Below are 17,544 nucleotides of genomic sequence, written 5' to 3' on the forward strand. Positions count from 1 at the left end.
AGTGAGCCACCGGCTTTGTGATAGGCCCACGGCTAACAAAAAAGCCTGACCAAGTAGGTCAGGCTTTTTTGTTGTTTCTAATTGAGCTGCCCAAGGGCGTTTACTTCTTCGTAATTGTAAACTCTACGCGGCGGTTCTTGGCGCGCGTCTCTTCCTGGTCGTTGCTGGCGATGGGCTTGCTGCCGCCGAAGCCCTCGGTGGTGATGCGGCCGCTGTTGATGCCATGGCTGCTGAGGTATTTCTTCACCTCGTTCACCCGGTCCTGGCTCAACTTCAGGTTCAGGGCGGGGTCGCCCTGGTTGTCGGTGTGGCCGGAAATCTTGATTTCGAGCGACGGGTACTCCTTCATGATGCGGATGAGGCGGGCCAGTTCCGGGTAGGAGCCTGGTGTTCAGGTAGTACTTGCTCTGCTGGAAGAAGATGTTGTTCAGCTTCACCGTCTGGCCCACGTTGAAGGGCACCAGGTAGAGGTCTTCCTTTTGTTCGGAGTACTTGTCCTTGGCCGTCACGTCGAGGTTGGCGTTCTCAGCGATGTAGCCTTTGGCTTCGGCGCGGTAGCCGTATTGTACGCCGGTGGGCAGCACGATGGTGTAGGAGCCGTCGGTGGGGTTGGTTTCGACCACCCCGATTTCTTCACCCGTGAGCAGGTTTTCGTAGTGAATGATGGCCCGCACGGGCTTCTTGGTGTTCACGTCGAGTACTCGGCCGGTCACCAGCGTCACTACTTCGGGCTGGAAGGCCGGGGCCAGCGAGATGCGGAAAATGTCTTTGGAGTTGTCGGTACCGTTGCGCGACGACACCAGGTAGGCATCCTGGCCGGCGGCCGAAACGGTGTAATAAGCGTCAAAGTCCGGCGAGTTCACCACCGGGCCCAGGTTGCGGGGAGTGCTCCAGTTGGTCCAGGTGTCGTCGAGGCGCTTGCAGTAGAAGATGTCTGACTTGCCATAGCCGCCACGGCCGTCGCTGGCGAAATACAGTGTCTTTTCGTCGGCGGCCAGGAACGGAGCAAAATCAGAGCCGGAGGTATTCACGTTGCGACCCAGGTTGATGGGCTTGGTCCACTGCGTTTGCTTCCCCACGGTGGCTACGCCTTCGGGCAGGGTTTCGGGTTTTGGGAAGCTCACGTAGATGTCCTGGCCGCCGATGCCGTCGTTGCGCTCCACGGCCATGAGCAGGGCCTTGCCCGAAGTAGCCCAGCAGGCGTCGATGTGCTCGGGGTCTTTGTTGTAGTAGTCGTCGATTTCCACCTTCACCGGTTTGGCCCAGCCCACGGCCGTGCGGCGGCTCATGCTGAAGCCCTTGGGCTGCATCAGCCCGTCTTCGTACACGCCGATGAGCAGCGCAACCTGCCCGTTGGCCGACACAGCCGCGAGGCCGTTGGGGTCCTCGGGGGTGTTGCTGGGCTCGCCCATGTTCTTGGCCTGGCTCCAGGTTTTGTTTTTGCCCGAGACCAGCTTGGAAATCCAGATGTCCTGCGGGTCGCGGGCGCCGCCCACGTTGCCGGGGTGGTTTTGCCGGGCAAAGTACAGCGTGCGGCCATCGGGCGAGATTACCGGGTGGGTGTCTACGTAGCGCGAGTTCACGTTCGGGCCCAGGTTCACCAGCGACGAGTCGAACTGGGTCGACAGCACCGCATCGGGCCCTTTGGGGGCGTCGAAGGCCTGCTTCACCATCGTGGAGGCCACGTCGGCAATGCCGATGGCGTCAATCTGGTTCACGCCCTCCACTTTGCCGGTGTTCATGCGGACCACCACGCCCAGCGTGCGGTATTCCGCCTTCGGAAAACGTACTTCCAGGGTGCGGAAGGCTTCTGGCAGCGGGCCGGGGTTGTCGTTGGAGTACACCTCGTGGTGCTTGCCTTTGGTGTCTACCAGCTCAATTTTGGTGATGGAGCCCGGGTTGAAGTTTTCGACGATTGTCACCTGCTGGGCGGCAATAGAGCGGGCAAAACGCACTTCGATGAATTCGTTGGACCCTTCCTTTTTGGGAATCCAGGCATCGTTGCTGATTTGGCCCAGCGGCAGGGCGTTGGGCGTGCTCAACACCTGTTCCGGCGAGAAGGGCGCTTTGCCTTCCGATTTCTGCGACGACACGGCCACCACCTTGGCCGCCCACAGCACGCGTTGGGCCTGGGCAGTGGGCGCAGCCAGCAGCAACAGGGCCAGTGGCCCGCAAGCCAGGAGGCGCAATACAAAAGACTTAATCATAGAACGAATAGCAGAAAAAGTAAAACCCTAAGGGCACGCCTGAACCGTAGCGTAAGCACAGGTGCAGGCCCAAGCGGCTTTATTCACAGCTAACCTAATGAAAAACTATTTCCCAAGCCACTCCAGCCGCTGCATTTCTTCTCCGAAAAGCCTCCGATAAGTCCAGCTATTTCGTTTGTTATCAACTGATTATTAATATTTTATCACGCAGATTTGCTGGGATAATGCTCTGTAGCAGGGCCAAGTCTGAGCCAGTTAATAAGATAGATATGTTGCCGTTTATGTGGGCCGATAAGCTCCCGTTAGCTGTGCACAAATGCGGGTGGCAGCGATGCCCGCTGCGCCCGGTGCTTAGCAGCTGCCGGAATGCCCCGGCGGGCATTCCGGCACGATTTTTTAACTCACTTGTTCTCTCGCTGAGTTGCAACGCCACCGCTCCGGATTTAGTGTAAGCAGAACTACTCGGTTGCCGGATTAGACCGCGCTGGCAGGCGACTCAACTTCTCTGGGCAAGACTTTCATCAGCTCCTCCAGGCCGACAGCCAGTTGCATCGTGGCTGTTTGCCGCTCTGGTTCGCTCGAGGACTTAGCTTCGAGCACGGCTATTGCCTCCGATAAGCTGTCGGCGCCAAGCAAGCGTAGGGAGGGCCGCAGCTTGTGGGCCACGGCAGCGGCAGCGGTCCAGTCGGCCGCGGCATGCGCCATGCGCAAGTCGGCCACGCTGCCCGGCGTGTTGGTGTGAAACGAAGTCAGGATGCGGTTCATAAAGGCCGTTTTGCCATGGGCCGTCTTGTCCAGCAAAGTCAGGTCGAAAAGCCGGCTGGTCCCGGGCACGGCAGCGGCTTCCTTGCCGGCCAGGGCTTCCGCTGGCACCGGCGCCTTGTGCGATGGCTCAACCGAAGGTGCGGGAATTGGCGCTGGCCGGTCCAGGGCAACCAGCGGCCCATTCACGCCCGCAATCAGCGAAGCCAGCTTGCTCAGCAGCTCGGCTTCGTCGAAGGGCTTGGGCAGGGTGTCGTTCATGCCGGCAGCGGCGTACTTCTCCGCGTCGGTCCGGAAGGCATTGGCGGTGAGGGCCAGGATGGGTGTGGCGGCCCGGGCCGCATCGGGATGGGCCCGAATGCGTTCCGTAGCTTCTATCCCGTTCATGCCCGGCATCTGGATGTCCATCAGGATGACGTCGTAGCGGCGGTCCATGAACAGCGCGAGGGCTTCGAGGCCGCTGGCCGCTTCGTCCACTATCACCCCGTGGCCCTCGAGCAGCAGTTGGGCTACTTCGCGGTTCACCGGGTTGTCTTCCACCAGCAGCACACGGCAGCCGCGCACGGCCGCTTCCTGCACCGGCGGCACGGGCGCCAGGGCGGCCTGCCGGGCCTCGGGGCTGGCCTTGGGCAGCGTGGTAACAAAGGAAAACGAGCTGCCCTGCCCCAGCTGGCTCTGCACCGTGAGGCGCCCGCCCATCTGGGCCACCAGGGCCCGGCTGATGCTCAGCCCCAGGCCGGTGCCGCCGAATTGCCTGGTGGTGTCGGCGTAGGCCTGGGTGAATTCCTGGAAGATGCTTTCCAGCTTATCGGGCGCAATGCCGATGCCAGAGTCCGTCACCCGGAATTCGGTGGTAAGGGTGTCCTCGGTTTCGCTTACGAAGTAGCCGCCCACCGACACCGTGCCGCCGGCCGGGGTAAACTTGATGGCGTTCGACAGCAGGTTAATCAAAATCTGGTTGAGCCGGTAGGAGTCGCCCAGCACCCAGGGCAGCGGGCAGGAATCGCGCAGGAGCGTGCCCACCACCCGGATGCCTTTTTCCTGCGCCTGCATCACCAGGGGCTCGGCCGCCCGGCCCATGGAGTCGCACAGGTTGAAGGCCGACTGGTCCAGGCTCGAGCTTGCCCGAAGTGATTTTGGCCATGTCGAGCACGTCGTTCACCACGTTGAGCAGGTGGCGGCCCGAGTGCTGAATCACGGCGGTGTAGTTGCGCTGCTGGTCGTTGAGCCCGGTTTTGGCCAGCAGGCTCGTCATGCCCAGCACGCCGTTGAGGGGCGTGCGGATTTCGTGGCTCATGTTGGCCAGGAAGTTTTCGCGGGCCGAGGCCGAGGCTTCGGCCTCCTGCTGGGCCGCCTTAAGGGCGGTAATGTCGGTGCTCACCCCTAGCACCTGCGTCTGGCCGCCGGCCAGCACCAGCGGGCAGCGCACCGTCTGGTACCAGCGCTCTTCGCCGTTTTTCAGCTTCACCGAGGTGATGGAAGTGATTTGCTGGCCGGTGGCCAGTACTTCCTGGTCGGCCAGCGCCGCGGCTTTCAGCTCCTCTACATGCAGGGCGGCCTCCATAGTCGCGGTGCCCGCCTGCTCCTGAATATTGGCGCGCGCGGCCTTCATCCGGGCATTCTCAAACACCGTGTTGCCCTGGGCGTCGCGCACCCAGATAAGGTTGGGGTTGAGGTCGAGCACCAGGTTGGTGAAGGTTTGCTGCGCCAGTACCTGCTCTTCGCTTTCGCGGGAGCGTGCCTCGGCCTGCCGCTGGGTGGTGATTTCCAGGCCGTAGCACATCACTTCGCGCAGGTCGCCTTCGGGGAGAAAATGGGCTGGTAGTAGCACTGCCAGTAGCTGCCAACCTCGCCGGTGGGAGCCGGCCAGCGCTCTTCCCAGCTCACTACCTCGCGGGAGCTCACGGCGCGGTCGAACAAGCGCCGGCGGCGCACGGCCAGGGCCTCGGGCAGGCCCAGGGCGCGGCAGTGCTCGGCAAAGTTGAGCCCGAGCAGGGCCTGCCGCTTGGCCGGGTCGGGCTCGGTGTAGGGATTGAGGTAGCGGTAGCGCTGGTCCGGGTCGAGCACCGACACGATGGCCGGCAAGTGGGCCATGATGGTCTCGTAAAACTCGCGCTGCTCGCGGGCTTGCTGCTCGGCCTTGCGGCGGGCAGTTACGTCGGTGAGGTAAAGCAAGGCCGAGCCATCTTCCACCACCGGCACTGCGGAGAGCATAAAATGCCGGCCGTTGGCCTGCACCTCGCGCTCCAGGGCCTCGCCGGTGCGCAGGGCCTGCGTGGCCGCCTGCACCACCTGCGGCCGGATGCGCGAAGGGCCGGTTGCGCGCACCTCGTCGGCCAGTAGGGCCGCGGCCGGGTTGGCAAACAGCAGTTTCCCTTCGCGGCTCAGGCGCAAAACCGGGTTGGGGTTGAGCTGTGGAATGCGGCTGGCGGCGCGCAGCTTGGCCACTTCGGCTTCGACCTGGGCGCAGTGGTCGCGCTCCGCCAGCAGTAGCGCACGTAGCTCAGCAGGGTCCGTGGGAAATTCAGCAGTCATCACCGCACAAAGAAGCTTGATAGAAGGCACAACCGCAGTTCACCTCCTCAGCTGAGGAGGGGACGTTGCCGCGAAGTGGCAACTGGAGTGGTTGAGCCGTTGAACGACACCCAAACGACTGGCGGCAGAACGAGTTGAGCTGGAATCGTTCGGGTGTCGTGCAACGAGGGCAACCACCCCGTTCGCGCTGAAGCGCGAACATCCCCTCCTCAACTGAGGAGGGGAGCTTGTTGTTCTTACAGCTCTTTGCGCAGGCGGGCTACCGGAATATTGAGCTGCTCGCGGTACTTGGCCACGGTGCGGCGGGCAATGTTGTAGCCCCGGGCGTTGAGCATCTTTTCCAGCTTATCGTCGCTCAGGGGCCGCTCCTTGCTTTCCTTGCCTATCAGCTCTTTCAGGATGCTTTTCACCTCGCGGCTGCTGGCGTCCTCGCCCGAGTCGGTGGCAATACCTTCGGAGAAGAAGTACTTGAGCGGGTAAATGCCGAACTCCGTCTGGATGGATTTGGAATTGGCCACGCGGCTCACCGTCGAGATGTCCATGCCGATGCGCTGGGCAATGTCCTTCAGAATCATGGGCCGAAGCTTGCCCTCGTCGCCCTCGGCAAAGAAGTCGTGCTGCAGCTCTACGATGGCGTTCATGGTGCGTAGCAAGGTGTTCTGGCGCTGCCGGATGGCGTCGATAAACCACTTGGCTGAGTCCAGCTTCTGCTTCACGAAGGTCACGGCTTCCTTCATCTTGGCGTCCTTCTTGGCCGCTTTGTCGTAGGTCCGGAACATCTCGGTGTAGGCGGGGCTCACGCGCAGCTCGGGGGCGTTGCGGGCGTTCAGGGTCAGGTTGAAAACGCCGTTGTCGTTCGTCAGGATGAAGTCCGGCATCAGGTACTGCGTCTTGCCCAGGCCGCTGGGGCCGCTGCCGCCCGGCTTGGGGTTCAGCTTCAGAATGACGTTGATGGCCTCTTTCAGCTCGTCATCTTCCAAATCCAGCTTCTGCTGAATGCGGGGGTAGTGCTTCTTGCTGAACTCCTCGAACGTTTCGGTAAGGATGCGCTCAGCGTTCACGGTATTCTCGTCCTGGGGCCGGCGCTCGAGCTGCAGCAGCAGGCACTCGGGCAAGTCGCGCGCGCCGATGCCGGGCGGGTCGAAGCCCTGCACCACGCGCAGCACGGCCTCAATCTCGGGCACGGTCACTTCCAGGTTTTGCGAGAAAGCCAGGTCGTTGGCAATGGCCGAGAGGTCGCGCCGGATGTAGCCGTCGCCATCAATTGAGCCGATGAGCTGCTGGCCAATGGCCTCCTGGCGCTCATCGAGGTCAGCAAAATGGAGCTGGTCCAGCAGCGAATCCATCAGCGAGCCGCTGGTGTCGGCCAGCGGGGTGTCGCGCTCCTCTTCTTCACCGGGGCCGTCGCCCTGCATCTTGTAGCCGGCTATTTCGTCGTCGTTGAGGTAGTCGCTCAGGTCGAGGTCGGTGTTGTCGGGCGCAGTTTCGCTGTCAGCGGGGCCTTCGTCCTTGGGCTGAAGTTCGGGCTCGGGCATTTCATCGGCCATTTCCTGGTCGGCGCCGTGGTCGTCAAAATCCTCGTCCAGGGTGTTTTCGTCGTTGTCGAGCGAGGCATCCGGGTCGTCGGAGTCGTCGCTGTCGTCCTCGTCGCGCTCCATTTCCTCGGGCTCGTCGGCCTCGTCCTCTTCCAGGGCGGGGTTCACCTCCATCTCCTCTTTGATGCGGGTTTCCAGCTCGGCCGTAGGAATCTGCAGCAGCTTAATAAACTGAATCTGCTGCGGGCTAAGCTTTTGGGAAAGGAGCTGTTTAAGGTCGAGGCGTTGCATAGAAGCGAAATTACGAAAAGGGCGGGCCGGCAGTCATTTTTACTAGCATTCGGCCCGAAAAGTTGATGTAACACAGGCGCACAGTAGCGCGGACTCTGTAGTCCGCGTCCCCGCGCCGTTCGGGAGTCGTTCGGGTTTCCGCCCGCGACGCGGACTACAGAGTCCGCGCTACGAGTCTACCTTTGCCCGTTCACCCGCTTCCCCGCAAGTTATGTCCCTTAAACGGTCCACCGTGCAGCAGCTTCTGTCGAGCCAGGAGCTCGACCGCGAAGTTCTCGTCAAAGGTTGGGTTCGCACCCGCCGTGGCAACAAGTACGTGCAATTTATCGCCCTCAACGACGGCTCCGCCATCCACAACATCCAGATTGTGGCCAACGCTGAGCAGTTTCCCGAGGAAAACCTCAAGGACGTCTCCACCGGGGCCTCGCTGGCCGTGCGTGGCACGCTGGTGGCCTCCCAGGGCAAAGGCCAGTCGGTAGAAATCCAGGCCCTCGAAATCACCGTCATCGGCAAAGCCGACCCGGAAGAGTACCCGTTGCAGAAAAAGGCCACTCGCTGGAGTTCCTGCGCGAGATTGCCCACCTGCGCCCCCGCACCAACACCTTTGGCGCGGTGCTGCGCGTGCGCCACGCACTGGCCTTTGCCGTGCACGATTATTTCAACAAAAACGGCTTTTTCTACGTTCACACACCCATCATCACCGGTTCCGATGCCGAAGGCGCCGGCCAGATGTTCCGCGTGACCACCTTGGCCCCCGAGCACCCGCCTCGCACCGCCGACGGCTCGGTGGACTTCAGCGAGGACTTCTTCGGCAAGCAAACCAACCTCACCGTGTCGGGCCGGCTCGAAGGCGAGATTGCCGCCATGGCCCTGGGCAAAGTCTACACCTTCGGCCCCACCTTCCGGGCCGAGAACTCCAACACGGCCCGCCACTTGGCCGAGTTCTGGATGATTGAGCCGGAAATGGCCTTCTACGAGCTGGAAGACAACATGGACCTGGCCGAGGACTTCCTCAAGAGCCTGGTGCGCTACGCCCTGGACCATTGCGCCGACGACCTGGCCTTCCTCAACGAGCAGTACGACAAGGAGCTCCTAAGCCGGCTCAACTCGGTGGTTGAAACCGACTTCCAGCGCCTGACCTACACCGAGGCGATAGAAATCTTGAAATCGGCGAAGCAGAAATTTGAGTTCCCCGTGGACTGGGGCACCGACCTGCAGAGCGAGCATGAGCGGTACCTGGTGGAGAAGCACTTCAAGAAGCCGGTTATCCTGACCAACTACCCGAAGGAAATCAAAGCCTTCTACATGAAGCTGGACGAAGACGGCCGCACTGTGCGCGCCATGGACGTGCTGTTTCCCGGCATTGGCGAAATCATCGGCGGCTCGCAGCGCGAGGAAGACCTCACCAAGCTCACCACCCGCATGGCCGAAATGCACGTGCCTGCCGAAGACCTCTGGTGGTATCTCGACCTGCGCAAGTTTGGGACCGCGCCACACTCCGGTTTCGGCCTGGGCTTCGAGCGCCTGGTGCTCTTCGTGACCGGCATGTCCAACATCCGCGACGTGATTCCCTTCCCACGCTTTCCCAAGAACGCGGCGTTCTAATCTGGAAAAAGCAGCAACAAAAAAGGCGGCCCAATTCGGGCCGCCTTTTTTGTGTTTTCACCACGCTGGTTAGTCGCGGTCTTTGCCTTTGTCCTTCTTGTACTTATACTTAGCCTTCTTGCCATGGTCTTTATCGTGGTCGTCGTGGTCGTCGTGGTCGTAGCGACGGTCATCATATCGGCGGTCATCGTCGCGGCGGTCGTTGTACCCACGGTCATCGCGGCGGCCGTCGTAGCGACGGTTATCATAGCCGCGATTGTCGCGGCGGTCGTCGTAGCCACGGTTGTCGTAACGGCGGTCATCGTAGCGACGGTCGTCATACCGGCGGTTGTTGGCGACGCCATAGCCGCGGTTCATTTTTTTAGCCTGGCCGGGAGGCATGCCGTGGGGGTGGCCCTTGCGGTTACCGTTGGTAGGGTAAGCCCGGTCGCCGTCCCAGGTCCGGCCGTTTTCGTCGGTGCGCGTTTCCGCAGGCCGGGTATTTGGGTATTGCTGGGGCGAGGACTGGGGAGAAGTCGTCTCGGTTCTTTTGTTCATCCACGGGGGCAGGGTTTGGGCCTGCACGGCCGCGGGAGTGCTCCAGGCTACTATGCCCAACACGGAGGCAAAGAAGAGTTTAGCAAGCTTTTCCATGATGGGATAGGTAAAGGGGAAATGAGGATAAAACGATAAAGAGGGAATTGCAACTACGGTGCCAATTTGTGCGGCTGGGTAGGGACTCGCTTGGCTCTTGCATTGCGCATGATTTCTGAAACGAAAGCACTACAAACAAAAAGCCCCGCCAGGGGCGGGGCTTCAAAAGCTGGATGCGCAGGGCAATTAATGCTTGCCTTTGCCGTGGCCGTGGCCACCCATCTTCTTGGCTTGCCCGGGAGGCAGGCCGCCGTTGCTGGGGTTGGCGCGGTAGCCCAATTTCTTGGCCTGGCCGGGAGGCATGCCGTGCGGATGCCCCTTGCGGCGATACTCGGCGTTGCGGTATTCGCTGGTCCGATAAGTCCGGCCGTCGGAATACACGCGGCGGCCATCCTCCGTCCGCACTTCTACCGGGGCGTTGGTCGGATAAGACTGGGGCTGGGGGCCGGCGTCTCAACCTTTTTATTCATCCACGGGGGCAGGTTGCTGATGGTTTGGGCCTGTGCAGCCGCCGGAGTGCCCCAGGCAAACATGCCCAGCATCGCGGCGAAAAGTATTTTAGGAAGCTTTTCCATAAGGTGGAATTGGCAAGAGGAGAAAATAATAAGAATGCAGGCGCAAGTACGGTGCCAACTTGCTTAGCCCGGTACGTAAGCTCGTCCTGAGCTGTTTTGCGAAGTCCTTGAGAAGTACGGGCACAAAGCGAGGCCCCGTGCTGTTGTGCACCAACCGACTTATCTGAACCGGCTAATGCGACTGGCAAATATGCGGTTGCGGTTAGCCTTCGGCTTCCCTTTTTCGTACCTTTGCGCACTTATTCGCTGCGTTTCTGAATGGCCAAAAAATCCACTGCTACCCCGGTTGCCAAAGCTCCCAAAGCCAACCAACGGTCGGCGCCAGCCAAGGCCGCCGCGCTGAAAACCCCAGCCAAAGACGGTGCTGCCGGCGCCGCCGAAACCGCCGCCGCGGTGCGCACGATGACCGAGCTTCCCGCTGCGGGCCCGATTACGGAGCACACCAGCGGCCACTCAACGGCCACAGCCCCGCCTCGCAGCACCTCGAAGCGCCCTTCATTGAAGTGTACGGCGCGCGCGAGCACAACCTGAAAAACGTGTCGGTGAAGATTCCGCGCAACCGGCTGGTGGTATTCACGGGCATCTCGGGCTCGGGCAAATCGAGCCTGGCGTTCGATACGATTTATGCCGAGGGGCAGCGCCGCTACATGGAGACGTTCTCGGCCTACGCCCGCAGCTTCATGGGCGGCCTGGAGCGGCCCGACGTGGACAAGATTGAGGGCCTGTCGCCGGTTATCAGCATCGAGCAGAAGACCACCTCGCGCAACCCGCGCTCCACGGTGGGCACTATCACCGAGATTTACGATTTTCTGCGCCTGCTTTATGCCCGCACGGCCGAGGCTTTCAGCTACGCCACGGGCAAGAAGATGATTCGGCAGAGCGACGACCAGATTATCAACTTCCTCCTGCGGCACTTCGATGGCCGCAAGCTGGTGGTGCTGGCGCCGGTAGTGAAAGGCCGCAAAGGCCACTACCGCGAAGACTTCCAGAAGATTGCCAAGCTAGGCTTCACCAAGGTGCGCGTCGACGGCGAGCTGCTCGACATCACGCCCAAGATGCAGGTGGACCGCTACAAGATTCACGACATCGAAATCGTGATTGACCGGCTGGTGGTGAAAGAAGAAGACCGGTTTCGCCTCAGCGGTTCGGTGCAGAATGCCCTTACGCACGGCAAGGGTACCATGCTGGTGCTCGACCCCGACGCCAAGGGCGAAAAAGGCAAGCCGCAGTTCTTCTCGCGCTTCCTGATGGACCCCACCACCGGCATCGCCTACGACGACCCGGCACCCAATACGTTCAGCTTCAACTCGCCCTACGGCGCCTGCCCTACCTGCAACGGCCTGGGCGAGGTGCAGGAAATCACGGAAGAAAGCGTGATGCCCGACCGCAAGCTGAGCATCTCGCGCGGCGGCATCGCGCCCCTGGGCGACTACCGCGACATCTGGATTTTCCAGCAGCTGCAGGTTATTCTCAAAAAGCACAAGGCCACGCTGAACACGCCCATCGACAAGCTGCCCGAGGACTTGCTCAAGCGCCTGCTCCACGGCATTTCGGAGGACGAGGCCGACGACAGCAAAAGCCAGTACACCGAGGCGTTCGAGGGGATTATCCCTTTCCTGAGCCGGCAGATGGATTCCGAGTCGGACAACATCCGCGAGTGGATAGCCCAATATGCCCAGGCCCAAACCTGCCCCGAGTGCCAGGGCTACCGCCTCAAAAGGAAAGCTTGCACTTCAAGATGGACGGCAAGAACATCGGCGAGCTGTCGGTGATGGACCTGAACGACTTGGCCGGCTGGTTTGAGGGCTTGGAAAACCGGCTCACTGAGCGCCAGAACGTTATCGCCCGCGAGCCTGCTTAAGGAAATCCGCAAGCGCATCGGCTTCCTGCTGGAAGTTGGGCTGGATTACCTCAACTTGCACCGTCCCGTGCGCACGCTGAGCGGCGGTGAAAGCCAGCGCATCCGCCTCGCTACCCAGATTGGCACCCAACTCGTGGGCGTGCTCTACATCATGGACGAGCCCAGCATCGGCCTGCACCAGCGCGACAACGAGCGGCTCATCAAGGCCCTGCAGCACCTGCGCGACATCGGCAATTCGGTGATTGTGGTGGAGCACGACAAGGACATGATTCTGCACGCCGACCACGTGCTCGACATCGGCCCCGGCGCGGGCATTCACGGCGGCCACATCGTGGCCTCGGGTACGCCTAAGGAGATTCTGAATTCGGGCTCGCTCACTTCGCAGTACCTGAGCGGGCAGAAGCACATCGAAATGCGCAAGAAGAAGCGCAAGGGAGAAGGCGCCGAGCCTGGTACTAAAGGGCGCCAAGGGCAACAACCTCAAAAACGTGACTCTGAAAGTGCCGCTGGGCAAGCTGGTGGCCGTTACGGGCGTATCGGGCTCGGGCAAATCCACACTCATCCACGACACGCTGTACCCCATCCTCAACCAGCACTTCTTCAATTCCAAGAAAGAGCCGCTGGCCTACAGCGCCATCGAAGGGCTGGATTTGGTGGATAAGGTGATTGAGGTGGACCAGTCGCCCATTGGGCGCACGCCGCGCTCGAACCCGGCCACCTACACCGGCGTGTTCACCGAAATCCGCCAGCTGTTTGGCGAGATGGCGGAGGCCAAAATCCGTGGTTACGGTCCTGGCCGCTTCTCTTTCAACGTGAAGGGCGGGCGCTGCGAAACTTGCGAAGGCGCGGGCATCCGGACCATCGAGATGAACTTCCTGCCCGACGTGCACGTGCCCTGCGAAACCTGCAAAGGCCGCCGCTACAACCGCGAAACCCTGGAAGTGCGCTTCAAAGGCAAGTCCATCACCGACATCCTGGACATGACGGTGGAGAAAGCCGTGGAATTCTTTGAGTTCCAGCCGCGCATCCTGCGCAAAATCAAAACGCTGAACGACGTTGGGCTGGGCTACCTCACGTTGGGCCAGCAGGCCACTACGCTCTCCGGCGGAGAGGCCCAGCGCGTGAAGCTCGCCACCGAGCTCAGCAAAAAGGACACCGGCAAGACCTTCTACATCCTCGACGAGCCCACCACCGGCCTGCACTTCGAGGACATCAACCACTTGGCCGACGTGCTCCAGAAGCTGGCCGACAAAGGCAACACCGTCCTCATAATCGAGCACAACCTCGACCTGATTAAGGTAGCCGACCACGTCATCGACATTGGCCCCGAAGGCGGCGCGGGCGGTGGCACCATCGTGGCCCAGGGCACGCCCGAGCAGGTAGCCAAATCCGACAAAGGTCACACGGCACGCTTCCTGGCCGAGGAGTTGAAAATCAGCAAGTACAGCGAAGCCAAGGTTGAGAAAGTTTAAATAATTACAATAGTCAATTTATTGACTATTAGCTCGCGCCGCCCGAAACCCACTTCACAGTGGGTTTCGGGCGGCGTTTTTGTTAGTGGGAATGCAGAATGCGGCTAGCTTCGTCGCTCTTTTCCCCGCCTTTTGCTTATGATTAAATCCTTACTCTTTTCCTGTTTGCTCATCGTGGCCATTGCCACGGCACCTCCGAAAAGCACGCGGTGGAATGGCACCGTCAGCAACGGCACGACGGGCGACAAAATCAGCTTTGTGGTGTCGCCCGATGGGAAAACACTCTCCGAACTTACGTTTGATGGCTACGAGCAGTGTAGCGGCCGGCTGGAGCGGCAGATGGTAGGCCCCAAAGACCGGTTCAGCATCATGGGCGGCAAGGTAAGCGGCGTGGCCATCGACCCGCCCACCCGGGGCACGGGGCGCTTCGAGCCTGCAAGCCGACTTTACCGGTAAAGCCCTCGCAGTTGGCACCTTCCGAATGACAATCAACGACCTGTGCTGCGGAACCAGCCAGCTGCAGTGGACTGCCGCGCCCGTCCGCTAGCGCGCAGGTACTAGGAAGTGTTAACAGTCACGGAGCCACAAAACGGTCGCCGCCAAATGAACAAAGGCCAAGAAATGCGCATCGAGCTTGTCGTAACGGGTGGCCACGCGGCGAAACTGCTTGAGGCGGCTGAAGAGTCGCTCGACGGGGTGGCGCTGGGCGTAGCGGGCCGCGTCGTAAGCCCGCGGGGTGCGGCGCTTGCACCGGGGCGGAATCACGGCGCAGGTGCCGCGGGCGGCGAGCGCGGCCACGAGCGGGTCGGAATCGTAGCCGCGGTCGGCGACGAGGTGCGTCGGGGCCAGCCCCTCGAGCAGCGGCAAGGCCTGCGGGGCGTCGTGGCGCTGGCCGGCTGTCAGCCGGCAGCGCACAAGCCGCCCCTGCGCATCGGCGGCCACGTGCAGCTTGCTGGTCAAGCCGCCGCGGCTGCGCCCGAGGCTTGCGGTCCGTTTTTGCGCGCGCCGCTCGCGTGCTGGTGGGCCCGCACGGTGGTCGAATCGACCAGCAGCGTGTGCAGCGCGTCGTCCTGCTGCACGGCCGCCAGCACCCGGGCCCACACGCCGGACGCGGCCCAGCGCTGGAAGCGCGTGTACGTCGTGTGCCAGTTGCCCCATTCGGCCGGCAAGGCCCGCCAGCGGCAACCGTTGCGCGTCAACCAGAGCACCGCCTCCACGAAACGCCGGTTGTCGTGGCCCCGGCCCCCGCTCGTGCCTTCTCGACCCGGCAGCAGGGGCGCGATGCGTGCCCACTGCGCTTCCGTTAGCAGAAAATCCATGCTCCAATTTACTTCTCACTGTTAACACTTCCTAGTCATCGGATTTTCCTAAGCACCAAAAAGCCGCCGCAGTTACCTGCGGCGGCTTTTTGCTGAACGGCTTTACGGGGTGGCAAACTCGCCAGCCCGCCAAAGCCGGAATTACATTTTCATGGCATTATGTTGCTTGGCCATGCTCAGATGCTTCTCTACCACGGGCACCGTCTTGCCGATAAAGGCTTTCAGGTCGGCATCCTTGGTCATCTTTTCGTGGGCGCGCATGGTATTGGCCGTTTTCTGGTGGTCGGTTTCCATCTGGGTCATGTACCGCTGCTCAAAATCTTTGCCCGAGAGCTTCTGCATGGCCGGGGCCATGGCTTTATGCTCGGCATCCATGTCGGTGGGCAGGGTCACGCCTTTTTCTTGGCAATGACTTTCAGCTCCGCCGTCGACTTGGTGTGGTCGGCAATCATCTGGTTGGCCATGTCCTTGGTCATGCCGGTCACGCCTTTGGCCAGCGCCATTTTGCTTTGCTGAATCTCGTTCTGGTCGCTGTGGGCCGCCGACATCATGAATTCCTTGTCGTCTTTGTGGGGCGCGGTGGGGCCATTCGGGTCACCCATGGCGGCAGCGCCGCTGGTAGTGCCCTGGGCCGAGCCGGCAGCCCCGGGCTGGTTTGCAGGGTTTTCGGAGCCGGCCGGCATGGTGGTCGACACGGTGTCGCCGCCGGTAGCCGAACTGGTCATGGTGTTATCGCTGGCGTTGCCGTTTTCCGCCGTGGTCGACTTGTTGGAGTCGCCGCAGGAAGCCAAGGTCAGCAGGCCCGTGGCCAGCAGGGGAAAGAAGGAGCGTTTCATAAAAAGGAAAGGGTTTTGTGGAAAGGAATGGGAAAGAACCAAGGCCACCAGCCTCTCTGGTAAGCAGGCAAATGGCTGGTAGTACTTCTAGTACGGGCGGTTGCGGGCAAGTTGTTGCGTGATAAAACATATTTAATTGTTCAAGCAGAGCTAAGCTCGACTATAGAATAACGCAAAGCAGAACAATTAATTAGGCCCGGAAAAGCAACTGGCCCACCTCCGAAGGAAGTGAGCCAGCAGTTGAGCCATTCTGGCGCAGCGGGGTAGCCTTAGGGCAAGTCCTCAATGGCATCGGCCACTTCTTCGGCGCCGGCCAGCTCTTCCTGCACGGGCGTGTGGTACTTGGCCGCAAAGCCGCGGATGTCGCCGTCGTAGGCGTCGTCCTTCATATCGTCGAAGGCGTCTTCGTCCTGCTTCTGGACCTTTAGAATGAGCTCCATGACGCTTTTGTCTACCTGCGTACCGGTTTTGGTGCTCACTTCGTGGTAAGCGGCCTGCTCGTCGCCGCCCAGGGCGGGGGCACCGTCAGGTTCTTGGACGTGGCCAGGCCCCGCAGGGCGTTGAGCAGCTCGAGGCGGTTTTGCACCAGGCGGGCGCCGTAGGTGCGCACGGTGGGCGTGGTGGCGCGCGCCTGGGCCAGCTTGCCCAGCTCAACTTGCAGCAAGGCCCGGCTGGTGGATTTCACCAGAAAGTCGGCATCTGCTTCCTGTTTGGCCGTCACGTCGGCTTCGCTAATTTTATTCTTGTTTTCGGCGTTGGCCGCATCCACTGCGTCGTTGCTACCGCCCGAGGAGCAGGCCGATAGCAAAGGAAGCGCCACCGCCAGCTGAAGAATGAGCTGCCGCGAAGGCAGTAGGGAAAGCAATAAGCCGCGCATAGCGAAGGGGTTGGTGGGAAGAAGGGTATAGCTGCAACGCTATACGACTGACCGCGAGCCGGGTTCCTGCGGCAGAGAATGCAAGTTTTTTTATATGTGCTTTAAACCCGGGCGGGACTCTTGCTTCCAACGGCCACTAACGCAGTTCACCTAACTCAATTTTTCACTTCACTCATGCGTACCTCTTCCCTCCGTTCTCTGGCTTTGGCCTGCCTCGCCAGCGGCTTGTTGCTCACCACCGCCTGCCAGCGCGAATCCGACGCCACGCCCGACGACATTACGACGGCAGAAGACCGCAGCGATGACAACATCGAAACGGCGGTCAGTTCGGATGCCGCGCAGTCGGCGGGCCCCGTCGACCCCAACGTGCAGGGCTCGGCCTACGCGACGACGGACGCGGAGTTTCGCCTCAAGTTCGGCGCCTGCGCCACCCGCAGCTACGACTTCGTTACCCGCACGCTCACCATCGATTTTGGGCCCACCAACTGCCTGTGCCCCGATGGCCGCAACCGCCGGGGTAAAATTCAGGTCCGCTTCACGACGGATGTGACCACGCGCCGGGCCGGGGCCGTGGTCACGCGCACCAACTATTTCGTGAACGACAACCAGCACACGGCCACCCGCACCTTCACCGACCTCGGCCTGGGCTCCTTCTCCGTGGACGTGACCAATGCCAGCATCATCCGGGCCAACAACGGCGGCACCCACTCCTGGACTGCTAATTGGGTCTTCACCCGCACGGCCGGCTACGGCACGCCGCAAGCGTCGGACGACGTGTACAGCGTAACCGGCTCTTCCAATGGCACCAACCGGAAGGGCGTCACCTACAGCACTACCGTGCAAACGCCGCTCATCAAGCGCGGCGACTGCTTCAAGTACTTTGTGGCCGGCACCATCAGCATCACCAATTCCAACGCCCGGGCCATGGTGCTCAACTACGACCCCAGCGGCACCCAAGCCTGCGACCGCATTGCCTCCGTCACGGTCAACGGCCGCACCAAAACCATTACGTTGCGCTAATACACAGTTGCAGCGC

13 protein-coding genes and 4 pseudogenes are annotated in these 17,544 nt (G+C 61.3%); 5 read left to right on the forward strand and 12 right to left on the reverse strand.

The window, feature by feature from the left end; all coding sequences use genetic code 11:
• Positions 1-77: 77 nt before the first annotated feature.
• The 5 genes from ACFQT0_RS31575 to rpoN form a co-directional block, all read right to left on the reverse strand.
• Complete coding sequence (locus ACFQT0_RS31575) at positions 78-2,207, reverse strand: hypothetical protein (protein ID WP_449272046.1); 2,130 nt, start codon at positions 2,205-2,207, stop codon at positions 78-80.
• A gap of 474 nt (positions 2,208-2,681) precedes the next feature.
• Entirely contained in the window at positions 2,682-4,022 is a 1,341-nt protein-coding gene (locus ACFQT0_RS07525; protein ID WP_380205942.1) for a response regulator, read from the reverse strand.
• Positions 3,913-4,752, reverse strand: coding sequence for a histidine kinase dimerization/phospho-acceptor domain-containing protein (locus ACFQT0_RS07530; protein ID WP_380201692.1), 840 nt, complete (start codon positions 4,750-4,752; stop codon positions 3,913-3,915). Before ACFQT0_RS07530 ends, ACFQT0_RS07525 begins: the two co-directional genes overlap by 110 nt.
• Positions 4,752-5,504, reverse strand: a complete 753-nt coding sequence (locus tag ACFQT0_RS07535) for a PAS domain-containing protein (RefSeq protein ID WP_380201694.1) — start codon at positions 5,502-5,504, stop codon at positions 4,752-4,754. Before ACFQT0_RS07535 ends, ACFQT0_RS07530 begins: the two co-directional genes overlap by 1 nt.
• A gap of 236 nt (positions 5,505-5,740) precedes the next feature.
• Positions 5,741-7,330: an RNA polymerase factor sigma-54 gene (gene rpoN / locus ACFQT0_RS07540; RefSeq protein ID WP_380201696.1), complete on the reverse strand. Its 1,590-nt coding sequence runs from the start codon at positions 7,328-7,330 to the stop codon at positions 5,741-5,743.
• 211 nt (positions 7,331-7,541) lie between these two features.
• Between rpoN and asnS the strand changes: the two are divergent.
• Positions 7,542-8,935 (forward strand): annotated as a pseudogene (gene asnS / locus ACFQT0_RS07545) (asparagine--tRNA ligase).
• A 69-nt stretch (positions 8,936-9,004) separates the two neighbouring features.
• On the opposite strand, the gene ACFQT0_RS07550 reads toward asnS, so the two are convergent.
• From ACFQT0_RS07550 to ACFQT0_RS07560, 3 genes are all read right to left on the reverse strand, one after another.
• Positions 9,005-9,568 carry a hypothetical protein gene (locus ACFQT0_RS07550; protein WP_380201698.1) on the reverse strand — a complete coding sequence of 188 codons (564 nt, stop codon included), beginning with the start codon at positions 9,566-9,568 and terminating at the stop codon, positions 9,005-9,007.
• Positions 9,569-9,754: 186 nt separating this feature from the next.
• Entirely contained in the window at positions 9,755-9,973 is a 219-nt protein-coding gene (locus tag ACFQT0_RS07555; protein ID WP_380201700.1) for a hypothetical protein, read from the reverse strand.
• A gap of 2 nt (positions 9,974-9,975) precedes the next feature.
• Positions 9,976-10,143: a hypothetical protein gene (locus tag ACFQT0_RS07560; protein WP_380201702.1), complete on the reverse strand. Its 168-nt coding sequence runs from the start codon at positions 10,141-10,143 to the stop codon at positions 9,976-9,978.
• Positions 10,144-10,401: 258 nt separating this feature from the next.
• Between ACFQT0_RS07560 and ACFQT0_RS07565 the strand changes: the two genes are divergently transcribed.
• The 3 genes and pseudogenes from ACFQT0_RS07565 (at position 10,402) to ACFQT0_RS07575 (ending at position 13,932) form a co-directional block, all read left to right on the forward strand.
• On the forward strand, positions 10,402-10,674 hold the full coding sequence (locus ACFQT0_RS07565; RefSeq protein ID WP_380201704.1) for a hypothetical protein: 273 nt from the start codon (positions 10,402-10,404) through the stop codon (positions 10,672-10,674).
• A pseudogene (gene uvrA, locus ACFQT0_RS07570) lies at positions 10,641-13,476 on the forward strand (excinuclease ABC subunit UvrA). The gene ACFQT0_RS07565 and the pseudogene uvrA overlap by 34 nt, the downstream one beginning before the upstream one ends.
• A gap of 138 nt (positions 13,477-13,614) precedes the next feature.
• Positions 13,615-13,932 (forward strand): hypothetical protein, encoded by a 318-nt coding sequence (locus tag ACFQT0_RS07575; protein ID WP_380201706.1) that lies wholly within the window; start codon positions 13,615-13,617, stop codon positions 13,930-13,932.
• A 111-nt stretch (positions 13,933-14,043) separates the two neighbouring features.
• Here the strand turns inward: ACFQT0_RS07575 and ACFQT0_RS07580 are convergent.
• The 4 genes and pseudogenes from ACFQT0_RS07580 to ACFQT0_RS07595 form a co-directional block, all read right to left on the reverse strand.
• Positions 14,044-14,795: pseudogene (locus ACFQT0_RS07580) on the reverse strand (IS5 family transposase).
• 141 nt (positions 14,796-14,936) lie between these two features.
• Positions 14,937-15,631 (reverse strand): annotated as a pseudogene (locus ACFQT0_RS07585) (DUF4142 domain-containing protein).
• 269 nt (positions 15,632-15,900) lie between these two features.
• Positions 15,901-16,110 carry a hypothetical protein gene (locus ACFQT0_RS07590; protein ID WP_380201708.1) on the reverse strand — a complete coding sequence of 70 codons (210 nt, stop codon included), beginning with the start codon at positions 16,108-16,110 and terminating at the stop codon, positions 15,901-15,903.
• Positions 16,107-16,508 (reverse strand): DUF4142 domain-containing protein, encoded by a 402-nt coding sequence (locus tag ACFQT0_RS07595; protein ID WP_380201710.1) that lies wholly within the window; start codon positions 16,506-16,508, stop codon positions 16,107-16,109. Before ACFQT0_RS07595 ends, ACFQT0_RS07590 begins: the two co-directional genes overlap by 4 nt.
• A 174-nt stretch (positions 16,509-16,682) precedes the next feature.
• Between ACFQT0_RS07595 and ACFQT0_RS07600 the strand changes: the two genes are divergently transcribed.
• On the forward strand, positions 16,683-17,528 hold the full coding sequence (locus tag ACFQT0_RS07600) for a hypothetical protein (RefSeq protein WP_380201712.1): 846 nt from the start codon (positions 16,683-16,685) through the stop codon (positions 17,526-17,528).
• The last annotated feature ends 16 nt before the right edge of the window (positions 17,529-17,544 follow it).

It is taken from the genome of Hymenobacter humi (assembly GCF_042665855.1).
Classification (GTDB): Bacteria; Bacteroidota; Bacteroidia; order Cytophagales; family Hymenobacteraceae; genus Hymenobacter; species Hymenobacter humi.

What these genes read in the sequence shown, in the direction of transcription:
- ACFQT0_RS31575 (WP_449272046.1), bottom strand. Translation starts at nt 2,207, where the DNA reads ATGATTAAGTCTTTTGTATTGCGCCTCCTGGCTTGCGGGCCACTGGCC.
- ACFQT0_RS07525 (WP_380205942.1), bottom strand. Translation starts at nt 4,022, where the DNA reads ATGCAGGCGCAGGAAAAAGGCATCCGGGTGGTGGGCACGCTCCTGCGC.
- ACFQT0_RS07530 (WP_380201692.1), bottom strand. Translation starts at nt 4,752, where the DNA reads ATGTGCTACGGCCTGGAAATCACCACCCAGCGGCAGGCCGAGGCACGC.
- ACFQT0_RS07535 (WP_380201694.1), bottom strand. Translation starts at nt 5,504, where the DNA reads ATGACTGCTGAATTTCCCACGGACCCTGCTGAGCTACGTGCGCTACTG.
- rpoN (WP_380201696.1), bottom strand. Translation starts at nt 7,330, where the DNA reads ATGCAACGCCTCGACCTTAAACAGCTCCTTTCCCAAAAGCTTAGCCCG.
- ACFQT0_RS07550 (WP_380201698.1), bottom strand. Translation starts at nt 9,568, where the DNA reads ATGGAAAAGCTTGCTAAACTCTTCTTTGCCTCCGTGTTGGGCATAGTA.
- ACFQT0_RS07560 (WP_380201702.1), bottom strand. Translation starts at nt 10,143, where the DNA reads ATGGAAAAGCTTCCTAAAATACTTTTCGCCGCGATGCTGGGCATGTTT.
- ACFQT0_RS07565 (WP_380201704.1), top strand. Translation starts at nt 10,402, where the DNA reads ATGGCCAAAAAATCCACTGCTACCCCGGTTGCCAAAGCTCCCAAAGCC.
- ACFQT0_RS07575 (WP_380201706.1), top strand. Translation starts at nt 13,615, where the DNA reads ATGATTAAATCCTTACTCTTTTCCTGTTTGCTCATCGTGGCCATTGCC.
- ACFQT0_RS07595 (WP_380201710.1), bottom strand. Translation starts at nt 16,508, where the DNA reads ATGCGCGGCTTATTGCTTTCCCTACTGCCTTCGCGGCAGCTCATTCTT.
- ACFQT0_RS07600 (WP_380201712.1), top strand. Translation starts at nt 16,683, where the DNA reads ATGCGTACCTCTTCCCTCCGTTCTCTGGCTTTGGCCTGCCTCGCCAGC.